The sequence below is a fragment of the Rhizobium sp. 01N447_2 genome (genome assembly GCF_056399245.1).
Genome location: NZ_JBFTQY010000009.1, coordinates 124639 through 147331 on the forward strand (window position 1 = coordinate 124639; position 22693 = coordinate 147331).

Genomic DNA, 22693 nt, shown 5'->3' on the forward strand with positions numbered 1-22693 from the left:
GCCACTGAATATTGGAAGTAAAATGAAATTTCTCGACGAAGCAAAGGTCTATATCAAGTCCGGGGACGGCGGCGGCGGCAGCGTTTCCTTCCGACGTGAGAAATTCATTGAGTTCGGCGGCCCGGATGGCGGTGATGGCGGACGCGGCGGCGACGTCTGGGTCGAGGCCGTCAACGGCCTCAACACGCTGATCGATTTCCGCTATCAGCAGCATTTCAAGGCGACGATCGGCACCCATGGCATGGGCAGGAACCGCACCGGCGCCAATGGAAGCGACGTGACGCTGAAGGTTCCGGTGGGCACCCAGATCTTCGAGGAAGACCAGGAAACGCTGATCTGCGATCTGACCGTGGAAGGCCAGCGTTACTGCCTCGCCCACGGCGGCAACGGCGGCTTCGGCAATGCCCATTTCAAGACCTCGACCAATCAGGCGCCGGATTGGGCCAATCCCGGCCTGCCCGGCGAAGAAAAAACCATCTGGCTTCATCTGAAGCTGATTGCCGATGCCGGCCTCGTGGGCCTGCCCAATGCCGGCAAATCGACCTTCCTGGCCGCTGTCACCCGTGCCCGGCCGAAAATCGCCAACTATCCCTTCACCACGCTGCATCCCAATCTCGGCGTCGCCACCATCGACGAGCGCGAATTCATCCTGGCCGACATTCCGGGCCTGATCGAAGGCGCCCATGAAGGTGTCGGCATCGGCGACCGTTTCCTCGGCCATGTCGAGCGCACCCGCGTGCTGCTCCACCTCATCTCCGCCCAGGAAGAAAAGGTTGGCAAGGCCTATAAGACGGTCAAGCACGAGCTGGAAGCCTACGGAAACGAGCTGACCGACAAGGCTGAGATCGTGGCACTGTCACAGATCGACGTGCTCGACGATGCCGAACTGAAGAAGAAGACCAAGGAATTGGCCAAGGCCTGCGGCAAGACGCCATTCCAGATTTCGGCCGTCACCGGCAAGGGCATGACCGAGGTGCTGCGTGCGCTCCGCGACATCATCGTCGAAGCCAATACCGAGGAGAAGCCGGCCAAGGTGCCGAAGCTGCGCCATCGCGACATGGTCGTCACCGATGAGGGCGAGGACGATGACCAGCCGTAAGCCGCTTGGCCGCTACCGCCGCATCGTCATCAAGATCGGCTCCGCGCTTCTGGTCGACCGCAAGGCCGGGCTGAAGAAGGCCTGGCTCGACGCCATGTGCGCCGATATCTCAGGCCTGAAGGCCAAGGGCATCGACGTACTCGTCGTCTCCTCGGGCGCGATCGCGCTCGGCCGCTCGGTGCTCGACCTGCCGTCAGGCGCGCTGAAGCTGGAGGAAAGCCAGGCGGCAGCGGCCGTCGGCCAGATCGCGCTGGCGCGCGCCTGGTCGGAAAGCCTGTCGCGCGACGAGATCGTCGCCGGCCAGATCCTGCTGACGCTCGGCGATACCGAGGAACGTCGCCGCTATCTCAATGCGCGCGCCACCATCAATCAGCTTTTGAAGATCGGCGCCGTGCCGATCATCAATGAAAACGACACCGTCGCCACCAGCGAGATCCGCTATGGTGACAACGACCGCCTGGCCGCCCGCGTCGCGACGATGACCGGCGCCGATCTGCTCATCCTTCTCTCCGATATCGACGGTCTCTACACCGCGCCGCCGCATCTCGATGCGAACGCGACGTTCCTGGAAACGATTGCCGAAATCACCCCCGAGATCGAGGCGATGGCCGGAGGTGCGGCCTCCGAGCTTTCGCGCGGCGGTATGCGCACCAAGATCGATGCCGGCAAGATCGCGACGGCATCAGGCTGCGCGATGATCATCGCCTCCGGCAAGACCGATAATCCGCTGTCGGCGATCGAAAACGGCGCGCGTTCCTCCTGGTTCGCGCCATCGGGCACACCCGTTACCGCCCGCAAGACCTGGATTGCCGGGCAGCTGCAGCCGGCCGGCGAATTGCATGTCGATGACGGCGCGGTCGCGGCCCTCGGCGCCGGCAAGAGCCTGCTTCCCGCCGGTGTACGCAGCATTTCAGGCCTCTTCAGCCGCGGCGATACGGTGGCGATCATCGGCCCGGCCGGCCGCGAGATCGCCCGCGGCCTGGTAAGCTACGATGCCGACGATGCCCGTCGGATTGCCGGCCGCAAGTCGGCGGAGATCGAGGCCATTCTCGGTTATGCCGGGCGCGCCGCCATGGTCCATCGCGACGACATGGTGATGACCGCGCAGGTCTGTTCGAAATCGGAAAGGCAGAAGAAGGACGCGAGCTATGCTTGATACCGTTGCGCCAAGCCCTGACATTGACGTGCTGATGAACGACATCGGCCGCAAGGCAAAGGCTGCCGCACGACCGCTGAGCTTTGCGTCCACCGAGGCCAAGAACAGCGCGCTGAATGCCATGACTGATGCGATCCTGGCGAACAAGGCGCATATTCTTGCCGAGAATGCCAAGGACCTGAAGGATATCGAAGGCACCGAGATGCTCGCTTCCTTCGTCGACCGGCTGACGCTGAACGACAAGCGCGTCGCCGAAATGGCCGAAGGAATCCGCGCCATCGCCGCCCTTGCCGATCCGGTCGGTGAAGTCATCGCTGCCTGGGACCGGCCGAACGGGCTGAAGATCGAGCGCGTCCGCACGCCGCTCGGCGTCATCGGCGTGATCTTCGAAAGCCGCCCGAACGTTACCGCGGATGCCGGCGCCCTCTGCCTCAAGGCGGGCAATGCTGTCATCCTACGCTGCGGCTCGGACTCGCGCCGTTCATCGCAGGCTATCCATGCCTGCCTCGTCGAAGGATTGAAGGCGGCAGGGCTTCCAGAGCATGCTATCCAGCTCGTGCCGGTCACCGACCGTGCCGCCGTCGGCGCCATGCTGCGCGGCTTGGACGGGGCGATCGACGTGATCGTGCCGCGCGGCGGCAAGAGCCTGGTCGCCCGCGTGCAAAGCGAGGCGCGCGTGCCTGTATTCGCCCACCTCGAAGGCCTTTGCCATATCTATGTCGATGCCTCGGCCGATATCGAGATGGCGAAGAGGATCATCGTCAACGCCAAGATGCGCCGCACCGGCATCTGCGGCGCAGCCGAAACCCTGCTCGTCGATGGCGCCGCGATCGGCACGCATCTGACACCGCTGCTCGAGGTTCTGACGGAGGCCGGCTGCGAGGTCCGCGCTTCGGCAACGGTGCTGAAGGTCGCACCCGGCATGAAGCCTGCGACCGAAGAGGACTGGTCGACCGAATATCTCGACGCGATCATTTCGGTCGCCGTCGTCGACGGCATATCGGGCGCCATCGCCCATATCCAGACATACTCCTCCAACCACACCGAGGCGGTCATCGCCGAGGACCCTGAGGTCGTCGCGCGTTTCTTCACCGAAGTCGATTCGGCGATCCTGCTGCACAATGCATCGACGCAGTTTGCCGATGGCGGCGAGTTCGGCATGGGTGCGGAAATTGGCATCGCCACCGGCAAGATGCATGCCCGTGGCCCTGTCGGTGTCGAACAGCTCACCTCTTTCAAATATCGGGTGCATGGTGCCGGACAGACGCGGCCCTGACGTGACGACCGAGAATGTGGACCGGCATTATCTCCGCATGCCGCACAGCGAGCGCGGCATGGTCGTCGGTCTGTTCGGTGGTTCGTTCAATCCGCCGCATCAGGGCCACGCGCTCGTCGCTGAAATCGCCCTCAAGCGGCTTGGCCTCGACCAGCTCTGGTGGATGGTCACACCCGGCAATCCGCTGAAGAGCCGCAACCAGCTCGCGCCACTCGCCGAGCGCATTGCCGAAAGCGAGCGTGTTGCCGCCGATCCCCGCATCAAGGTCACCGCCTTCGAACAGGCGTTCGGCGTCAGCTACACCGCCAACACGCTTGCCCGCGTCAAGGCGCGCAATCCGCATGTGCATTTCATCTGGATCATGGGCGCAGACAGCCTGCAGACCTTTCACAAATGGCAGAAATGGCAGGAGATTGCCCGCACCTTCCCGATCGCGGTGATCGATCGGCCAGGCGCGACGCTTTCCTTCCTGTCCTCGAAAATGGCCAGGACCTTCGATTTCGCCCGTGTCGATGAGGATGACGCCCGTGTTCTCTGGAAGAAACGTGCGCCGGCCTGGACCTTCATCCACGGACCGCGCTCCGGCCTGAGTTCGACGGCAATCCGCAACGGCTCGTCGCACGGCGACGCCGAATAGAGCGCCGCGCGCCCAGCAAGACGCATGCGCCAGCCTGATGTCAGAATATCCCGAAAACGAGAAAGCCCGACGGGGGAGGAGATCCGTCGGGCTTATAAACTCGATCGACAACTGGGAGGAGGAGTGTTGTCGACCCTATCGAACGGCTATGGGAGGAGGAGAAGCCGTGTCGATGAGTATGTTTTATCATATTCGACAAGAAGGTGAATATCGATTGGTGCATTGCAGCAATGCACCGGATGCAAATCTCGAGGTGAATTTGGCCTCCCCATTGCCGTTTTTATTAGCAAAAATGAAGGAACCAGTCCCGGTCGCCGGGAGTCCTTGCGGTTTGTAAACTGACTCCCAGGTATTTTCGCCCTGCTGATCTCACTTTCGGCGGAAGCCATGCACCTCACGAATGCGTGAACATTGCGCCGCTGCGAACGCGAGCGCCCGATGCGGTTATATTTTCTTGGATATATCCCTAGCCAAGGCGTGCGGCCCGTTATATTCGTCGCAATATTTCGAACTCCGGGGAATGAATTATGCAGAACCGCCGCCGATGGATGAAACTGGCAATCGCCGCGATCTCGGCCCTCTGGCTTGGCGCGACGGCGCTTCCGGCGCCTGCCGCCGCAGCCGAAAAACTTACCGTCTTTGCGGCGGCGAGCCTCAAGAATGCGCTCGACGCCGCCAATGCCGCCTGGGCAAAGGAAAGCGGCAAGGAAGCCGTCGTATCCTATGCGGCAAGCGGCGCGCTGGCCAAACAGATCGAAAACGCCGCACCCGCCGATATCTTCATCTCGGCCGACCTCGACTGGATGGATTACCTCGCCAAGAAGAACCTGATCAAGGCCGATACCCGTTCCAACCTGCTCGGCAACCGCATCGTGCTCGTTGCCGAAAAGGCCAAGGCAAAGCCGGTCGAGATCAAGCAAGGCTTCGATCTCGCCGGGCTTTTGGGTGACGGCAAGCTTGCCATGGGTGAGCCGAAATCGGTTCCGGCCGGCAAATACGGCATGGCCGCGCTCGAAAAGCTCGGCGTCTGGAAATCGGTCGAAACCAAGGTCGCCGGCGCCGAAAGCGTGCGCGCCGCCCTTGCCCTCGTTTCGCGCGGCGAAGCGCCTTATGGCATCGTCTACCAGACGGATGCCGCAGCCGATAAGGGGGTCGCCATCGTCGGCACATTCCCCGCCGATTCCCACCCGCCGATCATCTATCCGATCGCAATCCTCGCCGAGAGCAAGAACCCGGATGCATCAGCCTATCTCGATTTCCTGAAATCCGACAAGGCAGCCGCCTTCTTCACGGCGCAGGGTTTCACCATTCTGAAATGATCGAGGCCTGAAATGATTGCGGAATCAACAGCGACAGCTTAGCGTGAAGACTCAATAAGGCGAGCCGCAGATAGCAGTCTGGTTCGTGCCGATGTTGCCCCTCACCCTAACCCTCTCCCCGTAAACGGGGCGAGGGGACGTGCCCAGCGAGACGTTAGCGAGGGACGGAGAGGTTGCGGCTATTCCCCTTCGCCCCGCGAGCGGGGAGAAGGTGCCGGCAGGCGGATGAGGGGCAGGCATCGGGTGATGCCGGATTTCCAGGGAGACCATCGCATTTGAACATATTGGGCTTGAGCAATGAGGAATGGACGGCGATCCTGCTCAGCCTGCGCGTCTCGATCGTCGCCATGCTGGCGAGCCTGCCCTTCGGCATCCTCGTCGCCCTCGTGCTTGCCCGCGGCCGCTTCTGGGGCAAATCGGTGCTGAATGGCGTCGTTCATCTGCCGCTGATCCTGCCCCCGGTCGTCACCGGTTTTCTTCTCCTCATCCTGTTTGCCCGCCGCGGTCCGATCGGCAGCCTGCTCGACCAGTATTTCGGCATCGTCTTGTCTTTCCGCTGGACGGGCGCTGCACTGGCGTGCGCCATCATGGCCTTTCCGCTGATGGTACGTAGCATCCGCCTGTCGATCGAGGCGGTCGACCGCAAGCTGGAAGAGGCGGCCGGAACGCTCGGCGCCGGCCCTGTCTGGGTCTTCCTGACGGTCACCCTGCCGCTGACCCTGCCCGGCATCATCGCCGGCATGATCCTTTCCTTCGCCAAGGCGATGGGCGAATTCGGCGCGACGATCACCTTCGTTTCCAACATTCCCGGCGAAACCCAGACGCTGTCGTCGGCGATCTACACCTTCACCCAGGTGCCGGGCGGCGATGCCGGTGCGCTCCGCCTGACACTCGTCGCCGTCGTCATTTCCATGGCCGCCCTGCTCGCCTCCGAATTCCTCGCCCGTCTCGCTGGCCGGAGGATCGACCTGGAATGACGCTGATCGTTGAGGCAAAACAGAGGCTCGGCGCCTTTTCGCTCGATGCCGCCTTCACCTCCGAGCGTGGCGTCACTGCGCTGTTCGGCCGCTCCGGCTCCGGCAAGACCTCGATGATCCGCATCATCGCCGGCCTCGCCCACCCGGACGAAGGCCGCGTCGTCCTCGACGGCGAGGTCTTGACCGAAACCGCAACCGGCATCTTCGTCGCGAAACATCGCCGCCGCTTCGGTTATGTCTTCCAGGAGGCGCGGCTTTTCCCGCATCTCAGCATTCGTGCCAATCTCTCCTATGGCCGCTGGTTCGCGGCGAGACCGGCACACAGCGAGAGCTTCGATCACATCGTCGACCTGCTCGGCATCGAGACGCTGCTGGAGCGCAGCCCCTCAAAACTTTCCGGCGGCGAGAAGCAGCGCGTCGCCATCGGCCGCGCACTTCTCTCCTCGCCGCGCCTGCTGTTGATGGACGAGCCGCTCGCCGCCCTCGATGATGCGCGTAAGGCCGAGATCCTGCCTTATCTGGAACGATTGCGCGACGAAACCGACATACCGATCGTCTATGTCAGCCATTCGATCGCCGAGGTGGCGCAGCTGGCAAACCAGGTCGTCGTCATGCGTGACGGCAAGGTGGAAGCGACAGGCCCTGCCATCGACATATTGAGCCGCCCCTCCACCGCCTCCGACCGGCGCGAGGCGGGCGCACTGCTGGAAGGCACGGTGGAAAGCTTCGATGCGCGGCACCGCCTGTCGACGGTCGCGCTGAAATCTTGTCAGCTCCACATCCCGGGAGCCGCCCTTGCGCCCGGCAAAACGGTCCGCATCCGCATCCCCTCCCGCGATGTCATGCTGGCGACCGTAAGGCCCGAGGGGCTCAGCGCGCTKAATATCCTGGAAGCAAGGATAGACGGGATGTCGTCGACCGAGGACGGAACGGTGGAAATCCGGCTCGATTGCGGCGGCGATATCATTCTTTCCCGGATCACGACATTGTCCTGCGAGCGTCTGGATCTTCGACCTGGAAGGGCGGTCTTCGCCGTCATCAAAACAGTTGCCCTGGAGGCCTGATCAGCCGCGCTCGCCCTGCTGCAGGTTGCGCTTGCCCTCGAGCCAGGCGAGATCGTCKGCAAGGCTCGTGCGCATCGTCCTTTCCATCCGGCGGAAACGCGCGAGCAATTCTTCGCCGAACGGCGTCAGCGCCGCGCCGCCGCCCTTCTGTCCGCCGCGCTGCGATTCCACCACCTGTTCGTTAAACATCCGGTTCATCTCGCTGACCAGCAGCCATGCCCGCCGATAGGACATGTCCATCGCCCGCCCCGCCGCCGAGATCGATCCGGTCTGGCGAATATGCTCCAGCAGTTCCATCTTGCCATGGCCGAGACGATCCTCATCCGGGAAGCTGATTCGCAGGACGGGCACGAGTGTTTTTGCAGCTGAGTCGGTCATTGAATCTGGAGATCGTGGAATTTGCCGCACTTTACGCTGCGGCATGGAAACTGTACACCGCCCGCACGAGGCCGCCCCGGGCAGCCAAATACTTCAATTCGAACGGCAGATCGGATTTTCGGCCGTTCCGTACCTTAGCATGTCTTGAAACATTAATGGTTTGATGCCTATCTTAACCATGATCCGGTCTCGATCGGATCTGTGTTGTGCATAGTTTGTCATTCCAGGAAAGGGAAAGCACTGACAACAGTACACGCCAAGGGAAAAACGTTCGCCGTTATCCCGAAGAGTGCGGAACGTGGCGCCGATGCCGCCGCCCGTGCCCTAGAAACCGTCCTCGCCAGCCTCGAGGACTCCAAAGCTGAAGATATCGTCACCATCGACATTGCCGGAAAATCGGCGCTGGGAGACTACATGATCGTCGTCTCCGGCCGCTCGAACAGGCATGTCATGGCGATCTCGGATCACCTGCTCACCGACCTGAAGGACGACGGCCTCGGTACGGCCCGCGTCGAAGGTCAGGAAGGCGGCGATTGGGTCCTGATCGACACCGGTGACATTATCGTGCATGTGTTCCGTCCCGAAATCCGCGAGTTCTACAACATCGAAAAGATGTGGGCGGCTCCGGATATGGATGAAGAAACACGGCACTGACAGGCAAGCCGGCACTTTGTCCGGCGCCTGAGACGTGGCATTGGCTGGCCGGAAAACATCACAAGCCGGCCGGTGGCGTAGTGTGCGCCCGATGTGTCGCATGAGCGGGAGCGGATAAATGCGAATAGGTCTCTTTGCGGTGGGACGGCTGAAGTCCGGCCCCGAAAAGGATCTTGCCGCCCGTTATTTCGACCGTTTCGCCAAGGCCGGCCCTGCCGTCGGCCTCGAACTTACCCGTGTTGCCGAAGTCGCCGAAAGCCGTGCCTCCAATGCGGAGACCCGCAAGCGCGAAGAGGCGGCGATGCTTCTGAAATCGCTTGTCGATGGCAGCATCCTCATTCTTCTCGACGAACGCGGCAAGGCGCTCGACAGCGAAGCCTTCGCAAACCTGCTCGGCTCCTACCGCGACCAGGGCAAACGCGAGCTGACCATCGCGATCGGCGGCGCCGACGGACTCGATCCCTCCCTGTATGATCGTGCCGACGCCACGCTGTGCCTGGGCAAGATGACCTGGCCGCACCAACTCGTGCGCACCCTGATCGCCGAGCAGCTCTATCGTGCCGTCACCATCCTGTCCGGCCACCCCTATCACCGCGTCTGATACCGCATCGGCCTGATGTGACGGCAATGCGTCGGCCAATGCGTCGCAATGTCACGCAGCCGTGTTTGACTGCCGCTCCGTTCTCCTTCGAACTTTCTGGCAAAGCGCACCAAATCAGCTTAGTCTCCGCGCGATTTGAGAAAGTGCCCCAACACGCATGACGAGAGCATCCACCAGGCGACACCGCATGATCCTGCCGGCTATCGCGGCCGGCGTCGGTGTGGCGGTGATTGTCGTGTCGGCAAATCCGTTCATCGTCCGGGCGCAGGATGCCGCGCCCGAGACAGCACAATCTGCCCCGCAGCCGGCAGCCGAGCCGCCGCCGCCCGATCCGGCCGCAGAACTTGCCGCCAAGCGTGACCAGACCCGTGCCGAACTCGAAACCCTGTCGAAGACGATCAGCCTCTCCACCGACAAGGTGAGCGCGCTTCAGCAGAGCATCGCCGATCTCGAAAAGAACACCGAAAGCATCCGCCAGGCGCTGATCGATTCCGCCAGCCGCCGCAAGGCGCTCGAAAAGCAGATCCTCGAAAGCGAGAAGAAGCTTGCCGATCTCGGTGTCAAGGAGGATGGCATCCGCCGTTCCCTGCACGAGCGCCGCGGCCTGTTGGCTGAGGTGCTGGCAGCACTCCAGCGCATGGGCCGCAACCCGCCGCCCGCTTTGCTCGTCACCCCCGATGACGCGCTCGCCTCCGTACGCAGCGCCATTCTGCTCGGCGCCGTCGTACCCGGCATCCGCAAGGAGACCGACAAGCTTGCCGCAGACCTCGCAAGCCTCGCGGCATTGCAATCCGCAAGCGCTGCCGAGAAGGCCTCCCTGACCGGGACGATGACCAACGGCATCGAGGAAGAGCGGCGCATGGACCTGCTGCTTGCCGAAAACGACAAGCTCAGCCGCAGCAACACCGCCGAACTCGGGGCCGAAAAGAAACGTTCCGAGGAACTGGCAGGCAAGGCGACCAGCCTCGAAGGCCTCGTCGCCTCGATGGAATCCGAGATCGCTTCAGTGCGGGATGCCGCCGCTGCCGCCCGCCAGGCGGAGGAGAACCGCAAGCTGCTGACGGACGAGCAGCGCGCCCAGGCCAAGGCGCTCGCCGACAGCGGCGTGCCCGATAAAAACCGCATTGCGCCCGCATATCCCTTCGGAGAATTGAAGGCGAAATTGGAGGTGCCCGTTACGGGCGATATCCTGCGCCAGTTCGGCGATGCCGACGGCACCGGGCACGAAGCCATGGGAATGACGGTCGCCACCAATCCAGAGACGGTGGTGACGGCGCCTGCGGATGGTCTGGTGGTTTTCGCCGGCGCATTCCGCAGTTACGGCCAGATGATCATCCTCGACGCGGGCGATGGATACCACCTGGTTCTCTCGGGAATGGATACGATCAATACCCGTCAGGGAAAATTCGTTTTCTCCGGCGAGCCACTTGCCGTGATGGGCGCGAAAAGAGTGGCAAGCGCAACTGCATTGGCGCTGGAAACGAACCGGCCAACGCTTTACATTGAATTTCGAAAGGACGGTAAACCGGTCGATTCCCGGCCGTGGTGGACCGCCAAAGACACTGGAAAGGCACGCAATGATTCGTAGGGCTTCTCTTGTTCTGGTCGGCGCATTGATGGGTGCGACCGCAATGAGCGTCATTTACTCGGCGGGTGTGCCGGCAGAAGCGGCCGGATCCTCGACCTACAAGGAACTTTCGGTTTTCGGAGATGTCTTCGAGCGTGTGCGTGCGCAATATGTGACGCCGCCTGCGGAAGACAAGCTGATCGAGAACGCCATCAACGGCATGCTCTCCTCGCTCGATCCGCATTCGAGCTACATGAATGCGAAGGACGCCGAGGACATGCGCACCCAGACCAAGGGTGAGTTCGGCGGCCTCGGCATCGAAGTCACGATGGAAGACGAACTGGTCAAGGTCATCACCCCGATCGACGATACGCCCGCCGCCAAGGCCGGCGTTCTCGCCGGCGATTACATCTCCGAGATCGACGGCCAGTCCGTGCGCGGCCTGAAGCTGGAAGACGCCGTCGAGAAGATGCGCGGCGCCGTCAACACGCCGATCAAGCTGACGCTGATCCGCAAGGGTGCCGACAAGCCAATCGAGCTGACGATCGTCCGTGACGTCGTCGCCGTCCAGGCAGTCAAGTCGCGTGTCGAGGACGATGTCGGTTATCTCCGCATCATCTCCTTCACCGAGAAGACCTATCCCGACATGGAAAAGGCGATCAAGAAGATCAAGGACACCGTTCCGGCCGACAAGCTGAAGGGTTATGTTCTCGACCTGCGCCTCAATCCAGGCGGTCTGCTCGACCAGGCGATCAACGTCTCCGATGCCCTGCTGCAGCGCGGCGAAGTCGTTTCGACCCGCGGCCGCAATCCGGATGAAACCCGCCGCTTCAATGCCGGCCCGGGCGACCTGACGGATGGCAAGCCGGTGATCGTGCTGATCAACGGCGGTTCGGCTTCCGCATCGGAAATCGTCGCCGGCGCTCTTCAGGATCTGCGCCGGGCCACCGTTCTCGGCACGCGCTCCTTCGGCAAGGGCTCCGTCCAGACGATCATTCCGCTCGGCGAAAACGGCGCGCTGCGCCTGACCACGGCGCTCTATTACACGCCGTCGGGCCGCTCGATCCAGGGTACCGGCATCACCCCCGACATCAAGGTCGAGGAGCCGCTGCCGCAGGAACTGCAGGGCAAGATGGTGACCGAAGGCGAATCCAGCCTGCGCGGCCACATCAAGGGCCAGAGCGAAACCGACGAAGGTTCGGGCTCCGTTGCCTATGTCCCGCCGGACCCCAAGGATGACGTTCAGCTGAACTACGCGCTCGACCTTCTGCGCGGCAAGAAGACCGATCCGGCCTTCCCGCCGAACCCAGACAAGGCCGTCGTCGCCAAGTAATCGATCAGCTCAAGGCCGGGCATCTCGCCCGGCCTTGACCTTTTCTGCTGTTTCCCGGTTTTGGAGCGGGCGAAAAATTGGGAACGGACCTGCATGCGCCTTTGGGCCGCAACCGCAAAACCGGCCGCCGGCGCCCGGGTGTTCTGCGCCTGGGCCGCATCGCCGCCAGTCTTTGCCTTTTTGCGATAGGCGGCTTTTCCCTCTATACGGCGTTTCGCGGCGACGAGCTCGAACGCACCAAACCACCAGCGGCCGAACAAGCCGCAACTGCCCCTGCCAATACCCCTCAGCCGCCGACGGCGACCGCGGACCAAGCGGCGGACGGTATGCCCCGTGCCGACTCGCGCTCGGGCGCCAATGTCGAGCAGATGGTCACGGGCGACGGCTCGGTCGTCACCAAATACAGCCCCCGCCCGCGCGACGGCGGCGGGCCGGTGCTGGTCGACGCCATGCAGATCGGCCAGGATCCGCGCATCGCCGCCCAGCCCAATGAAGCGCTGCTCGAAGAGACGCCTTTTGGCCGGCTGCCGATCGTCGGCCCCGATGGCCGGCGGCCGATGGATCAATATGCGCGTCCCTCATCCGGCGCTCGCGGCGTCCGCATCGCCATCGTCGTCAGTGGCCTCGGGCTCAGCCAGACCGGAACGCAGCGCGCCATCGCGCAACTGCCGGAGGAGATCACCTTCGCTTTCGCCGCAAGCGGCAACAGCCTGCAGCGCTGGATGCAGGAAGCCCGCCGCGGCGGTCACGAGATCCTTCTCCAGGTGCCGCTCGAACCCTTTGATTATCCGGCAAACGATCCGGGCCCCGAAACGCTGCTGACCACGAAGTCGGCCGCCCGCAACATCGAGAACCTGCACAAGGCGATGGGTGAGATTACCAACTATACCGGCGTCATGAATTATCTCGGCGGTCGTTTCCTGTCTGATCCCACCGCCATGGAACCTGTCATGCGCGACATCGGCAAGCGCGGGTTGCTGTTTCTCGACGATGGCACATCGGCGCAGTCGAAGACGGCGGCGATCGCCAAGGGAACCGAACTGCCCTATGCCTTCGCCGACCTGCAGCTCGACGGCCAGCTTGATATCAATGCCGTCCTGAAGAAGCTCGACGAACTCGAGCGCATCGCCCGTAAGAACGGCCAGGCGATCGGCGTCGCCTCGGCTTTCGATGAGAGCGTTGACGCCATTGCCAAGTGGAGCGAGGAGGCTGCGATGCGCGGCATCGAGATTGTCGGTGTTGCCGCCCTTTCCAACGACCCCAGGAATCCTTGAGAGGAATCCCTAAGAATAGTTCCTGAACGGAGAAGAAGATGAGCCAGGCGACCGTGAAAGCCGAGGATCTGCCCTACCGCCCCTGCGTCGGCGTGATGATCCTGAACCGCGATGGCCTCGTCTGGGCTGGGCGGCGCATCTCCGACGGCAATTCCGAATATGACGGCTCGCCGCAGCTCTGGCAGATGCCGCAGGGGGGCATCGACAAGGGCGAGGATCCATTGGACGCCGCCTACCGCGAGCTTTACGAAGAGACCGGCATGAAGACGGTGACCCTGCTTGCCGAAGCGAGAGACTGGATCAACTATGATCTGCCGCCGGCACTGATCGGCATCGGGCTGAGAGGAAAATTCCGCGGCCAGACACAGCGCTGGTTCGCCTTCCGCTTCGACGGCGACGAAAGCGAGATCGCCATCAATCCGCCGCCTGGCGGCCACGAGCCGGAATTCGATGCCTGGGAATGGAAGCCGATGCAGCAACTGCCGGAGCTGATCGTGCCCTTCAAGCGCGCCGTCTATGACCAGGTGGTGGCTGAGTTCCAGCACTTGGAAACACTTCAATCGGAAGATTGATCACGGCAGGATGACTGCCTCCGTTTGCGCTCGGCAACGATGCCTCCGAAGAATGCGGCCGCCGATTTGCGTTCAACCGTGTCAGATCGGGAACTCCGGCCGCCATAGGCGGCCGGCATCTCGTTCGAATATTATTCGGCTTCGTTGGCGGAATCGGCGTTGAGCTGGCCGTATTTGCTCTCGCCGATTTTCTCGAGCAGCTCAAGTTGTGTTTCGAGGAAGTCGATATGACCTTCCTCGTCCGCCAGCAGCTCTTCGAAGAGCTTCATGGAAACATAGTCGCCGGCGTCATGACAGATATCACGCGACTTTTTGTAGGCGGCGCGGGCGTCGTACTCGCCGGCAAGATCGGCTTCCAGAACTTCCTTGACGTTCTGGCCGATGCGTAGAGGTGCAAGGGTCTGCAGATTGGGATGGCCTTCGAGGAAGATGATGCGTGCAACAAGCCGGTCGGCATGATGCATCTCTTCGATGGATTCGGCGCGTTCCTTCTTGGCGAGCTTGGTGTAGCCCCAGTCCTCAAGAAGACGATAGTGTACCCAATATTGGTTGACCGCACCGAGTTCGAGGAACAACGCCTCGTTAAGCCGCTCGATGACCTTTTTGTCGCCTTTCAATGTCCGCTCTCCTGTTTTCCTCATGGAATTGTTTCAAGCGGGACATGAAATCAAATATTTCGGTGTCCGTCGAGTGACGACGGGCGTGATATTCCTCGGTCGTCTGGATAATGATGTCGACGACGTTGGGAAAACAGCCGCAGCAGCGGCCGCGTTTTTCCATGGCGTGGTAGACCTTCGCAGGCACGATAAGCTGCCAACAGTCTTCATCGAGAAGGTTGGTGATAACCTCCCGGATTTCCTTATCGGTTATATAATTGCAGCTGCAGACGAGCACGTCTTCATTCCAAACATGACACTGACTATCGTGTTTTCTGCTAAAGAAGATGGTGGCTGTCAAGAAAAAATTCGAGTCCTGCAGCATTGAACAACAGTGTGCGGATAAGGCCTCATGCATGTCATCCGGGATTTATGCAGCGGTTTCAGGGGGATGACGCCACAGGGCAATGAAGGCGCGCGGCAAGGTCTTGATCGCTGCGACGCACGTCAATGGAAGTTGCGCCCGCGCGGCATCACCTCGGCGGTTTCCGTCGCGCCCGCATGGCGGCCTGTGGCAACCATCCGTTTTTCCAGCTCCGCCCTCTCCTGCGCATTTGCGAGTTTTTTCTGCCGCTGATCGACACCCGGCCTCAGCACCTCGTCCGATCGCTCGCAGACGCCGAAACGCCGGGCCTCGCGTTGCAGGATACCGAGCGCCGGCGTCATGTCCTCGATATGCTCGACGACGGTATGGATCACTCCACTCTGGCTTTGCAGCCTGCCGCGAATTTTCACCAGCCGGGCGCCCATCACGACCGAGCGATATTTGTCGAACATTTTCGACCAGACAATCGCATTGGCCACGCCGGTCTCGTCTTCCAGCGTCATGAAAATCACACCTTTGGCCGAACCCGGTCGCTGGCGCACCAGCACGAGGCCCGCGATCGTCACCCTCTTTCCGTTCACGACCTTCAACAGATCGACATTGCGCGTCACGCCAGCCTTGCGCAATTCCTCACGCAGGAAGGAGACGGGGTGCGCCTTCAGCGACAGTGAGAGATAACGATAATCCTCGATGACCTGCTCTCCCGGCAGCATTTCCGGCAGCTTCGCTACAGGCTCGATCTGGAGGTCGACATGACGGACCTGCTCGAAAAGCGGCAGCTCCTCGGCCGCGCTCTTCACATCCAGCGCGCGCACCGCCCAGAGCGCGTCGCGTCGTGACAGTTTGAGGGACTGGAACGCATCGGCATCCGCCAGTCGCTCGATGATGGATTTCTGCAGACCGGACCGCAGCCAGAGATCGCGCACCGAACTATAGCCTTCACCTCGATTGTCGACGAGCCGTTCCATATCGTCTGTCGAAAGGCCCTTAATCTGCCGGAAGCCGAGCCGCACCGCATGGCGGGTCTTGATGATCTCGCGCATCTCATGATGCCGAAAATCGATGGCATTCCGATCGAAGGCATCCTCCTCCAGACCGCAATCCCAGTTCGATTCATTGATATCGACCGGCAGGATCTTTACCCCGTGCTCGCGTGCATCCCGCACCAGCTGCGCCGGCGCATAAAAGCCCATCGGTTGGGAATTCAGCATCGCCGCGCAGAAGACGTCGGGATAATAGGCCTTGAGCCATGAGGAGGCATAGACGAGCAGCGCAAAGGAGGCGGCATGGCTTTCCGGAAAACCATATTCACCGAAGCCTTTGATCTGGTTGAAGCATTGCTTCGCGAACTCCGGATCATAGTCTTTTGAGACCATTCCCTCGATGAACCGCTTTTCGAAGTTACCGATCGTACCCGTTCTCTTGAATGTCGCCATCGCTCTGCGAAGCTTGTCGGCTTCCGCCGGTTTGAAGCCTGCGGCGGTAATGGCGATCTGCATGGCCTGTTCCTGGAACAAGGGCACGCCGAGGGTTCTTTCCAGAACCGTTTCCAGCTCCTTGCTCGGATATTTGATCGGAATGTTCTTGGCCCGCTGCTCCCGGCGTTTCAGATAGGGATGCACCATGTCGCCCTGGATCGGACCTGGCCGCACAATCGCCACCTCGATGACGAGATCGTAGAACACCTTCGGCTTAAGACGTGGCAGCATGCTCATCTGCGCCCGGCTTTCGATCTGGAAGACGCCGAGCGTATCGGCCCGGCCCATCATCTCGTATACCGGCTCGCCCTCACCCCCATGCTCCTTGTGGCCGAGGTCTGCGAGCGTCTTCTTCACGTCGTAATGCAATTCAAGCAGCGAGAAGGCCTTCCGCAGGCAGGTCAGCATGCCGAGCGCCAGCACATCCACTTTGAGGATCTTGACGTTGTCGAGGTCGTCCTTGTCCCACTCGATCATGTAGCGATCCGGCATCGCCGTCTTCATGATCGGCACCACCTCGTCGAGCCTGTCCCGCGTGATGACGAAACCGCCGACATGTTGGGTGAGATGGCGTGGGAAGCCGAGGAGCTCGGACGCATATTTCAGCACGTTCTGCGTCACCGGATCCTTGATGTCGAGACCCGCCGCCTTCGCGTCCCGCTCCGAGAGATTATCCTCCGACCAGCCCCAGACGAGGCTGCTGATCGCCGACTGGACATCCTCCGACAGCCCAAAGGCCTTGGAAACCTCGCGGCCCGCCGAGCGCGTACGATAGGTCGTCACCCCCGCCGTCAGCCCAGCATGTTCTATGCCGTATCTTTTATAGATGAACTGGATGACCTCTTCGCGCCGGTCATGTTCGAAATCGACATCGATATCCGGCGGTTCGTCGCGATCCATCGAAATAAAGCGGTCGAAGAGAAGCGTGCTCTTTTGAGGATCGACTTCCGTTATCTCGAGACAATAGCAGATGACCGAATTTGCCGCCGATCCGCGCCCCTGGCACAAGACCTTGAGTTCATAGCGGGCGTGCTGGATGATCCTGTGCACCGTCAGGAAATAAGAAGCATATTTCTTATCTCCGATGAGTTTCAACTCATAATCGATCTGTTGCGCCACCTTGGGCGGGATACCCTCGGGATAGCGTCTTGCGGCTCCCGCTTTCGTCAGCCTTTCGAGTGTCTCCTGCGGCGTTTCGCCGGGATCGTTTTCTGGCGGATAATTGTGCTCCAGTTCCTTCAGCGAAAAGGTCAAGCTGTCGAAAAATACCTGCGCATTTTCGATCGCACCAGGATAGTCCCGGAAGATCCGGACCATTTCACGTGAATCCTTGAGATAACGTTCGGCATTCGGCGCCAGCAGGAATCCGGCTTGCGCTATCTGCACATGCTCCCGGATCGCGATCACGACATCCGAAAGCGGCCGGCGTTCGGGATGATGGTAAAGTGGTTGGTTGGTCGCAATCAACGGCACGCGATTTCGGGCAGCAAGCATGGAAAACACCGCAAAGACCTGCCTGTCGCGGCCATCATAGGCTGGCGCCAGCGCCATAAAAAAAGCCTTGCGGAAGCGTCTGCGAAACCGTTCCAGATAATCTTCCAGCGTCGACTGACCCGCCTGATGATCGACAAGGGTGCGATCGGGAACGAGGGCAAGCATCATCTCGTCCCCCCATTCCACGAGCTCCGCTTCCGTCAGTATGCAGGTCCCCTTGACCGCCTCTTTTTTCAGATTACCGGCGCTGAGAAGACGGCAGAGATTTGCCCAGCCGCGCCGGTTGCGCGGATAGGCAAGGACATCAGGCGTTCCATCGCAAAAGACGAGACGAGCGCCGGGCTGAACCCGGATAGGATCGAGAATGACCTCCGTTTTTCCCTTCTTCTTCGCTTCGGCTAAAATCGCATCCCTGTTTTTGTATCTCTCCTCAAGCTGCTCCGCCTGCGCATGTGCCCGCACCACGCCGGCAACCGAATTCCGGTCCGCAATGCCGAGGCCGCCGAGCTTCAGCGAAGCGGCCTGCACGACCATCTCTTCCGGGCTGGAGGCGCCTTCGAGAAACGAGAAATTCGTCCTCGTGCCGATCTCGCAAAATGCGGGTGCGGTTCTCATGCAAAGACACCATGCATGAACCAGCGCGGATCGAGTTCCCGACCATAGAAGCCGCGACGATAGATCCAGAAGCGATGTCCGGTCTCGTCCTCGATGCGGAAATAGTCACGCGCCTCGGCGTCATTCCCATCGATCCACCATTCCATGGCAATCCGTTCCGGCCCTTCGCTTCTTGCCACCTGATGCTGCATGCGCCGCCAGCGGAAGATCTGCGGCGGACCATCGGGCACTTCGGCAAGTATGGTCTCGACGGGCTCCGGCGTTGCAAAGAGCCGCAGCGGGCGCTCTTCGCGGAAAGGAAGTTGGATGTCCTGCTCCGCCTTCCGCCTGGGAAGGCTCTCCATCACAGGAACCGTGATGACGGCGCGTTCCGGAACATGGCTCTCGCGAAGCTGAAAGCTTTGCAGGCAATCCGCACCAAGTCGGGCCGAGACCCGGTCGACGAAGGCCGAAAGCGAGATCTCTCCCTGCCGGTCACCCTCGAAATCACCCTGCGCCTCGTTGAAGGGATCGTGCCGCAACACATTCAACCGCAGGATCTCGAAACCATAGCCGGCATCGAGATCGTCATAGACCGCCTGCAATCGCTCGGAAAAAAGCCCGGCGATGAACTTTGGTTCGCGAAGCGGCTGCGAAGCGCCGACGGAGATATGAAAGACCCTGCCGTCGACGCGGAACAGGACCAGTTCGAACACCCGCCCGCCAGCCCCCCGCGCCTCCAGCGACGGCTGCAGCGACATGGCGACCTGCCTGGTGACGGCAAGGATCTGCTCTTCCGTGCCGATGGGCTCGATCAGCCGGCTTTCGGCCGAGAGGCTGGCAACAGGACGCCGGGGCGAGACCGGCTCCTCTTCACGTCCCAGCGCCTGGTCGAGACGCAGAAGCAGCTCCGGGCCGAACCGGCGGGTCAGCGGCGCTCGCGGCGCATCGATGACGTCGCCGATATATTTCAGACCGAGCTTCTTCAGGGCAGCGACGGTTTGTCCTTCCAGCCGCAAGGCTGCAACCGGCAAGGACATCAGCACATGTTCCGCCTCCTCGTCCCCGATCACGCCACCTTGCCCGAAGCGGGACGCGGCCCAGGAAAGGCCTGATGACGATGAGACCGCGCCGCGGGCATCGAATCCCATATGGAAAAGCCGCGACAGCACATCCTTGAGAAGCGCCTTTTCACCACCGAAGAGATGGGCGCAGCCGCTAATGTCGAGAAACAGACCGTCCTTGCCGTCGAACGCCACCAGCGGCGTATAGCGGTCGCACCAGTCGGCAATTGCCTCCAGCAACCGGCGGTCGGCCACCAGATCCTCTTCCGCCACCTCGAGCATGGGGTACATAGCGCGCGCTTCGGCAACGCCCAGCTCCTTCCTCAACCCCAGCCTTTCGGCCAACTCGTCCAGTGCCGTCAGCCGCATGGCATTGTTGAGCTTGCCGGAACAGACGATAGGCGGCGTCTCAGGACGCCCTTTCGAACGCCAGGAGAGCCCCCATCGCTTGCGGGCGATGCGGTCCGTTGCCAGATGCGGGAAGCTGAGCGCCAGAATGCGCTGACTGTTCGCCTGGAGGACGAACGAGGTTTGGTTCGGCGATAGGGAGAAATTCGCGTTCATGGGGGTTCCACTCCAGAAGAAAGGAGAGCGGGGCCGGATTGCGGCTCTTCTCCAGTGTGAGACGGAAAATCGGATTGCCGATGCTGCCGGAAAGTTTCGATCCATCCGGCAACGGCCGCAGACCGGACGGGGCCGGTTCGACATGCAGGCGGAAGGCCGCACTGCTTGCCTCCTCTGCTCCCGCCTGGCGGACAAGGAAGAGCGGACGGCGGGCAGCATGCGCCCTGAGACTGAGCCTGCGGCTTTCGGTCAGGCCGAAATGGGCGGGATTGCCCCGCACTTCGAAGATGACGGCCGAGAAGGCAGCGCTTTCCACCGCCACCTCCGCCAGCCAGAGCGCCTCGTCCAGCTTGCGCGGCGCGGCATGGAGAAACCGCTCCGGGCTCAACCCGAAATCCCGAAGCCCGGGTGCATAGGGACGACCGGCCTCCAGCGTGCCGACGGCATCGCCAATCCAGAGCAACGGCAGAAGCCTGCCGGCATCCGCTTCCTGTTTCTGCAGCCGCGCGGCAACAGCCATCGCCAGCCCGCTTGCCGCACCTGCATCGCGAGACAGAGCCGAGCGGAATTCGGTGATCGCATCGAGCCGCAACCCGCCTTCCAGCGCGCTGTCGAGAAACTCCACCCCAAACGCCAAGGGCGGCAAAATGCGTCTCCGGGGTGTCTTACCTCCTGCCGCCAGGGCTTCCCGCTCCGCCGCGACAAGCGCCGGCGCGAGCTTTCCCTCCAGTCTGGCGATGGTTTCGCGGAGCGCAAAAAGCCGCTCGCGCGCCAGGGCGTGCTGCGCCATGGCGTTCTCCAATTCGTCTTGTTCCTGTTATGTTCTTATAGATTCCAGAGAGCTAATGAAGAGTCAACGGCCATTTTCTATGAATTTATTCCTGCCTTTGATTCCGCACTCGAAAATCGGCGATAAAGGTTCTATATGGGCCCGCAAAGGAAGGAATATTCATGGCCCGCATAGACCAGAGCGATGATTGGCGGGACCGCCATGCGCCGACGATCAGCACCTTCGAGTCGCTGGCCATGGAGGCCTATAGCCATCTGCCGGATGAATTTCGCCAGCTGACGACCAACCTCACGATCGAGATCGAAGATTTTCCCGATGACGACGTTTTCGAGGACATGGCGCTGGAAACCCCTTTCGATCTGCTCGGCCTTTTCGAGGGCAGGGGCATTTCCGAACGTTTCACGCTGGAAACCGGCGAGATGCCGAACCGCATCCGCCTCTACCGCCGCCCCATCCTCGATTACTGGGCCGAGAACGACGAGACGCTCGGCGATATCATCACCCACGTCCTGATCCACGAGATCGGCCACCATTTCGGACTGAGCGACGATGACATGGAGCGGATCGAGGCAAGCGCCGAGGAAGCTGCCGAACGCTAGACGCTCCATTACTTTCAATCACGCATAATCCTTTCCGAAAATCGATTGCGATTTTCGGGGTTATGCGCTGAGCCTCACTGCTCGGAGAGCTTCATCTCAGGATCGTAATCCTTGCCTTCGACATGCTTGACGACGGCCTGGCCGCACTGCATCGCGCCGGTTGCGGCATTGAAGGCATAGGTCGGCGAGCCCTCAAGCGCCCAGCCCTTGTTGAGGGCGGCAGTGACCTTGTGGCAGAAGGAAGCATCGTCGGGACCGGTCAGGAAGCGGTAGAGTTTCATCACATCGTCTTTCGTGCTGCAGCGCGGGCTGCGATCAAGTGCGCTTTATGGACCAGACTTTCCGCCTGGACAAGATGCAGCCGCTCGACCATCCGCCCGCCTGCATTGATGACGTTCAGCCCATCGGAGGCAGGATCGGCAAAGGCTGATATGATCGCCTCCGCTTCCGCAATCGCTGCCGGATCCGGGCCGAAATGGCGGTTGGCGGGCTCGATCTGCGCCGGATGGATCAGCATCTTGCCGGCAAAGCCCATGGCCCGGCCCTGCCGGCATTCGGCATCAAAACCCTGTTCGTCCCTGAAATCGTTGAAGACGCTGTCGATCGCATCGAGCCCGTAGGCGCTGACCGCAAGGACGACCTGCATCAGCCACGGCACGAGATAGCTCCTCCCCGGTTGCGGCAGCACGCCGGTTTCCTTGCGCAGGTCGTTGAGCCCGACGACGAGGCAATCGAGCCGCGAGCCCGGTGTGCGCCCGGCTTCGGCGATAACAGCCGCATTCAGGATGCCGCGCGGCGTCTCGATCATCGCCCAGATGCGCAGATCTTCCGGTGCATCGGCCTCGGAGAGAAGGTCACTGAGCGCCATGACATCCTGCGGTTCGTCGACCTTCGGCAGCAGCACGGCGTCGGGATCGAGCGCGATTACCAGTTCCATGTCCGCCAGACCGAAATCGGTCGACAGATCATTGATGCGGATGATCCGTTCCTTGCCTTCCAGCGGCCGAGCCGAAAAGAAATTCCTCAGATTTTCCCGCGCTTCCGCCTTTCTTTCCGGCGCCACCGAATCCTCGAGATCGAAGATCACCGCATCGCAATCGACAGCATGGGTTTTTTCGAGGGCGCGGGGATTGATGGCAGGCACACTCAACACCGAACGGCGCAGGCGGGCGGAGCGGGTCGTGGGGTTTCGGCTCATGGCGAATTACTGCCAAGCTTTGAA

General features: G+C 61.5%; 22 protein-coding genes. 14 read left to right on the forward strand and 8 right to left on the reverse strand.

What is annotated here, in order from left to right; all coding sequences use genetic code 11:
• Nucleotides 1–22 precede the first annotated feature (22 nt).
• The 7 genes from obgE (at nt 23) to modC (ending at nt 7528) form a co-directional block, all read left to right on the forward strand.
• Nucleotides 23–1099: a GTPase ObgE gene (gene obgE, locus AC1ECN_RS07730; protein WP_075225363.1), complete on the forward strand. Its 1077-nt coding sequence runs from the start codon at nt 23–25 to the stop codon at nt 1097–1099.
• On the forward strand, nt 1086–2255 hold the full coding sequence (gene proB, locus AC1ECN_RS07735; RefSeq protein ID WP_130725915.1) for a glutamate 5-kinase: 1170 nt from the start codon (nt 1086–1088) through the stop codon (nt 2253–2255). Before obgE ends, proB begins: the two co-directional genes overlap by 14 nt.
• Nucleotides 2248–3531, forward strand: coding sequence for a glutamate-5-semialdehyde dehydrogenase (locus AC1ECN_RS07740; protein WP_130662497.1), 1284 nt, complete (start codon nt 2248–2250; stop codon nt 3529–3531). The genes proB and AC1ECN_RS07740 overlap by 8 nt, the downstream gene beginning before the upstream one ends.
• Nucleotides 3506–4168 carry a nicotinate-nucleotide adenylyltransferase gene (locus tag AC1ECN_RS07745; RefSeq protein WP_130662498.1) on the forward strand — a complete coding sequence of 221 codons (663 nt, stop codon included), beginning with the start codon at nt 3506–3508 and terminating at the stop codon, nt 4166–4168. Before AC1ECN_RS07740 ends, AC1ECN_RS07745 begins: the two co-directional genes overlap by 26 nt.
• 527 nt (nt 4169–4695) lie before the next feature.
• Complete coding sequence (gene modA, locus AC1ECN_RS07750; RefSeq protein WP_130662499.1) at nt 4696–5487, forward strand: molybdate ABC transporter substrate-binding protein; 792 nt, start codon at nt 4696–4698, stop codon at nt 5485–5487.
• A gap of 275 nt (nt 5488–5762) precedes the next feature.
• Entirely contained in the window at nt 5763–6464 is a 702-nt protein-coding gene (modB, locus tag AC1ECN_RS07755; protein ID WP_130662500.1) for a molybdate ABC transporter permease subunit, read from the forward strand.
• Complete coding sequence (gene modC, locus AC1ECN_RS07760) at nt 6461–7528, forward strand: molybdenum ABC transporter ATP-binding protein (RefSeq protein ID WP_130673289.1); 1068 nt, start codon at nt 6461–6463, stop codon at nt 7526–7528. The genes modB and modC overlap by 4 nt, the downstream gene beginning before the upstream one ends.
• Here modC and AC1ECN_RS07765 read toward each other — a convergent pair whose 3' ends face one another.
• Nucleotides 7529–7906: a winged helix-turn-helix domain-containing protein gene (locus tag AC1ECN_RS07765; RefSeq protein ID WP_024320529.1), complete on the reverse strand. Its 378-nt coding sequence runs from the start codon at nt 7904–7906 to the stop codon at nt 7529–7531.
• A 210-nt stretch (nt 7907–8116) separates the two neighbouring features.
• Between AC1ECN_RS07765 and rsfS the strand changes: the two genes are divergently transcribed.
• From rsfS to AC1ECN_RS07795, 6 genes are all read left to right on the forward strand, one after another.
• Nucleotides 8117–8560, forward strand: a complete 444-nt coding sequence (gene rsfS, locus AC1ECN_RS07770; protein WP_003589592.1) for a ribosome silencing factor — start codon at nt 8117–8119, stop codon at nt 8558–8560.
• 118 nt (nt 8561–8678) lie between these two features.
• Nucleotides 8679–9161, forward strand: coding sequence for a 23S rRNA (pseudouridine(1915)-N(3))-methyltransferase RlmH (gene rlmH, locus AC1ECN_RS07775; protein WP_130662502.1), 483 nt, complete (start codon nt 8679–8681; stop codon nt 9159–9161).
• Between the two features lie 187 nt (nt 9162–9348).
• On the forward strand, nt 9349–10749 hold the full coding sequence (locus AC1ECN_RS07780) for a murein hydrolase activator EnvC family protein (protein WP_130673290.1): 1401 nt from the start codon (nt 9349–9351) through the stop codon (nt 10747–10749).
• Nucleotides 10739–12061: a S41 family peptidase gene (locus tag AC1ECN_RS07785; protein ID WP_017995549.1), complete on the forward strand. Its 1323-nt coding sequence runs from the start codon at nt 10739–10741 to the stop codon at nt 12059–12061. The genes AC1ECN_RS07780 and AC1ECN_RS07785 overlap by 11 nt, the downstream gene beginning before the upstream one ends.
• Nucleotides 12062–12138: 77 nt before the next feature.
• Complete coding sequence (locus AC1ECN_RS07790; RefSeq protein WP_130673291.1) at nt 12139–13335, forward strand: divergent polysaccharide deacetylase family protein; 1197 nt, start codon at nt 12139–12141, stop codon at nt 13333–13335.
• Between the two features lie 38 nt (nt 13336–13373).
• Complete coding sequence (locus AC1ECN_RS07795; RefSeq protein ID WP_105007743.1) at nt 13374–13907, forward strand: RNA pyrophosphohydrolase; 534 nt, start codon at nt 13374–13376, stop codon at nt 13905–13907.
• A gap of 131 nt (nt 13908–14038) precedes the next feature.
• Here AC1ECN_RS07795 and bfr read toward each other — a convergent pair whose 3' ends face one another.
• The 5 genes from bfr to AC1ECN_RS07820 all read right to left on the reverse strand — a co-directional run bounded on the left by bfr (nt 14039) and on the right by AC1ECN_RS07820 (nt 20872).
• Complete coding sequence (gene bfr / locus AC1ECN_RS07800; protein WP_130673292.1) at nt 14039–14524, reverse strand: bacterioferritin; 486 nt, start codon at nt 14522–14524, stop codon at nt 14039–14041.
• Complete coding sequence (locus AC1ECN_RS07805) at nt 14490–14888, reverse strand: (2Fe-2S)-binding protein (protein WP_130673293.1); 399 nt, start codon at nt 14886–14888, stop codon at nt 14490–14492. The genes bfr and AC1ECN_RS07805 overlap by 35 nt, the downstream gene beginning before the upstream one ends.
• A 122-nt stretch (nt 14889–15010) precedes the next feature.
• Nucleotides 15011–18475: an error-prone DNA polymerase gene (locus tag AC1ECN_RS07810; RefSeq protein WP_130725918.1), complete on the reverse strand. Its 3465-nt coding sequence runs from the start codon at nt 18473–18475 to the stop codon at nt 15011–15013.
• Nucleotides 18472–20016, reverse strand: a complete 1545-nt coding sequence (locus AC1ECN_RS07815; protein ID WP_281033849.1) for a Y-family DNA polymerase — start codon at nt 20014–20016, stop codon at nt 18472–18474. Before AC1ECN_RS07815 ends, AC1ECN_RS07810 begins: the two co-directional genes overlap by 4 nt.
• Nucleotides 19928–20872 carry an ImuA family protein gene (locus AC1ECN_RS07820; protein ID WP_245484732.1) on the reverse strand — a complete coding sequence of 315 codons (945 nt, stop codon included), beginning with the start codon at nt 20870–20872 and terminating at the stop codon, nt 19928–19930. The genes AC1ECN_RS07815 and AC1ECN_RS07820 overlap by 89 nt, the downstream gene beginning before the upstream one ends.
• 161 nt (nt 20873–21033) lie before the next feature.
• On the opposite strand from AC1ECN_RS07820, the gene AC1ECN_RS07825 reads away from it, so the two are divergent.
• Nucleotides 21034–21471, forward strand: a complete 438-nt coding sequence (locus AC1ECN_RS07825; protein WP_003589582.1) for a metallopeptidase family protein — start codon at nt 21034–21036, stop codon at nt 21469–21471.
• Between the two features lie 74 nt (nt 21472–21545).
• Here the strand turns inward: AC1ECN_RS07825 and AC1ECN_RS07830 are convergent, their stop codons facing one another.
• Nucleotides 21546–21752: a DUF1737 domain-containing protein gene (locus AC1ECN_RS07830; RefSeq protein ID WP_018071921.1), complete on the reverse strand. Its 207-nt coding sequence runs from the start codon at nt 21750–21752 to the stop codon at nt 21546–21548.
• Nucleotides 21752–22669 (reverse strand): HpcH/HpaI aldolase/citrate lyase family protein, encoded by a 918-nt coding sequence (locus tag AC1ECN_RS07835; protein WP_130673296.1) that lies wholly within the window; start codon nt 22667–22669, stop codon nt 21752–21754. The genes AC1ECN_RS07830 and AC1ECN_RS07835 overlap by 1 nt, the downstream gene beginning before the upstream one ends.
• Nucleotides 22670–22693: the final 24 nt, after the last annotated feature.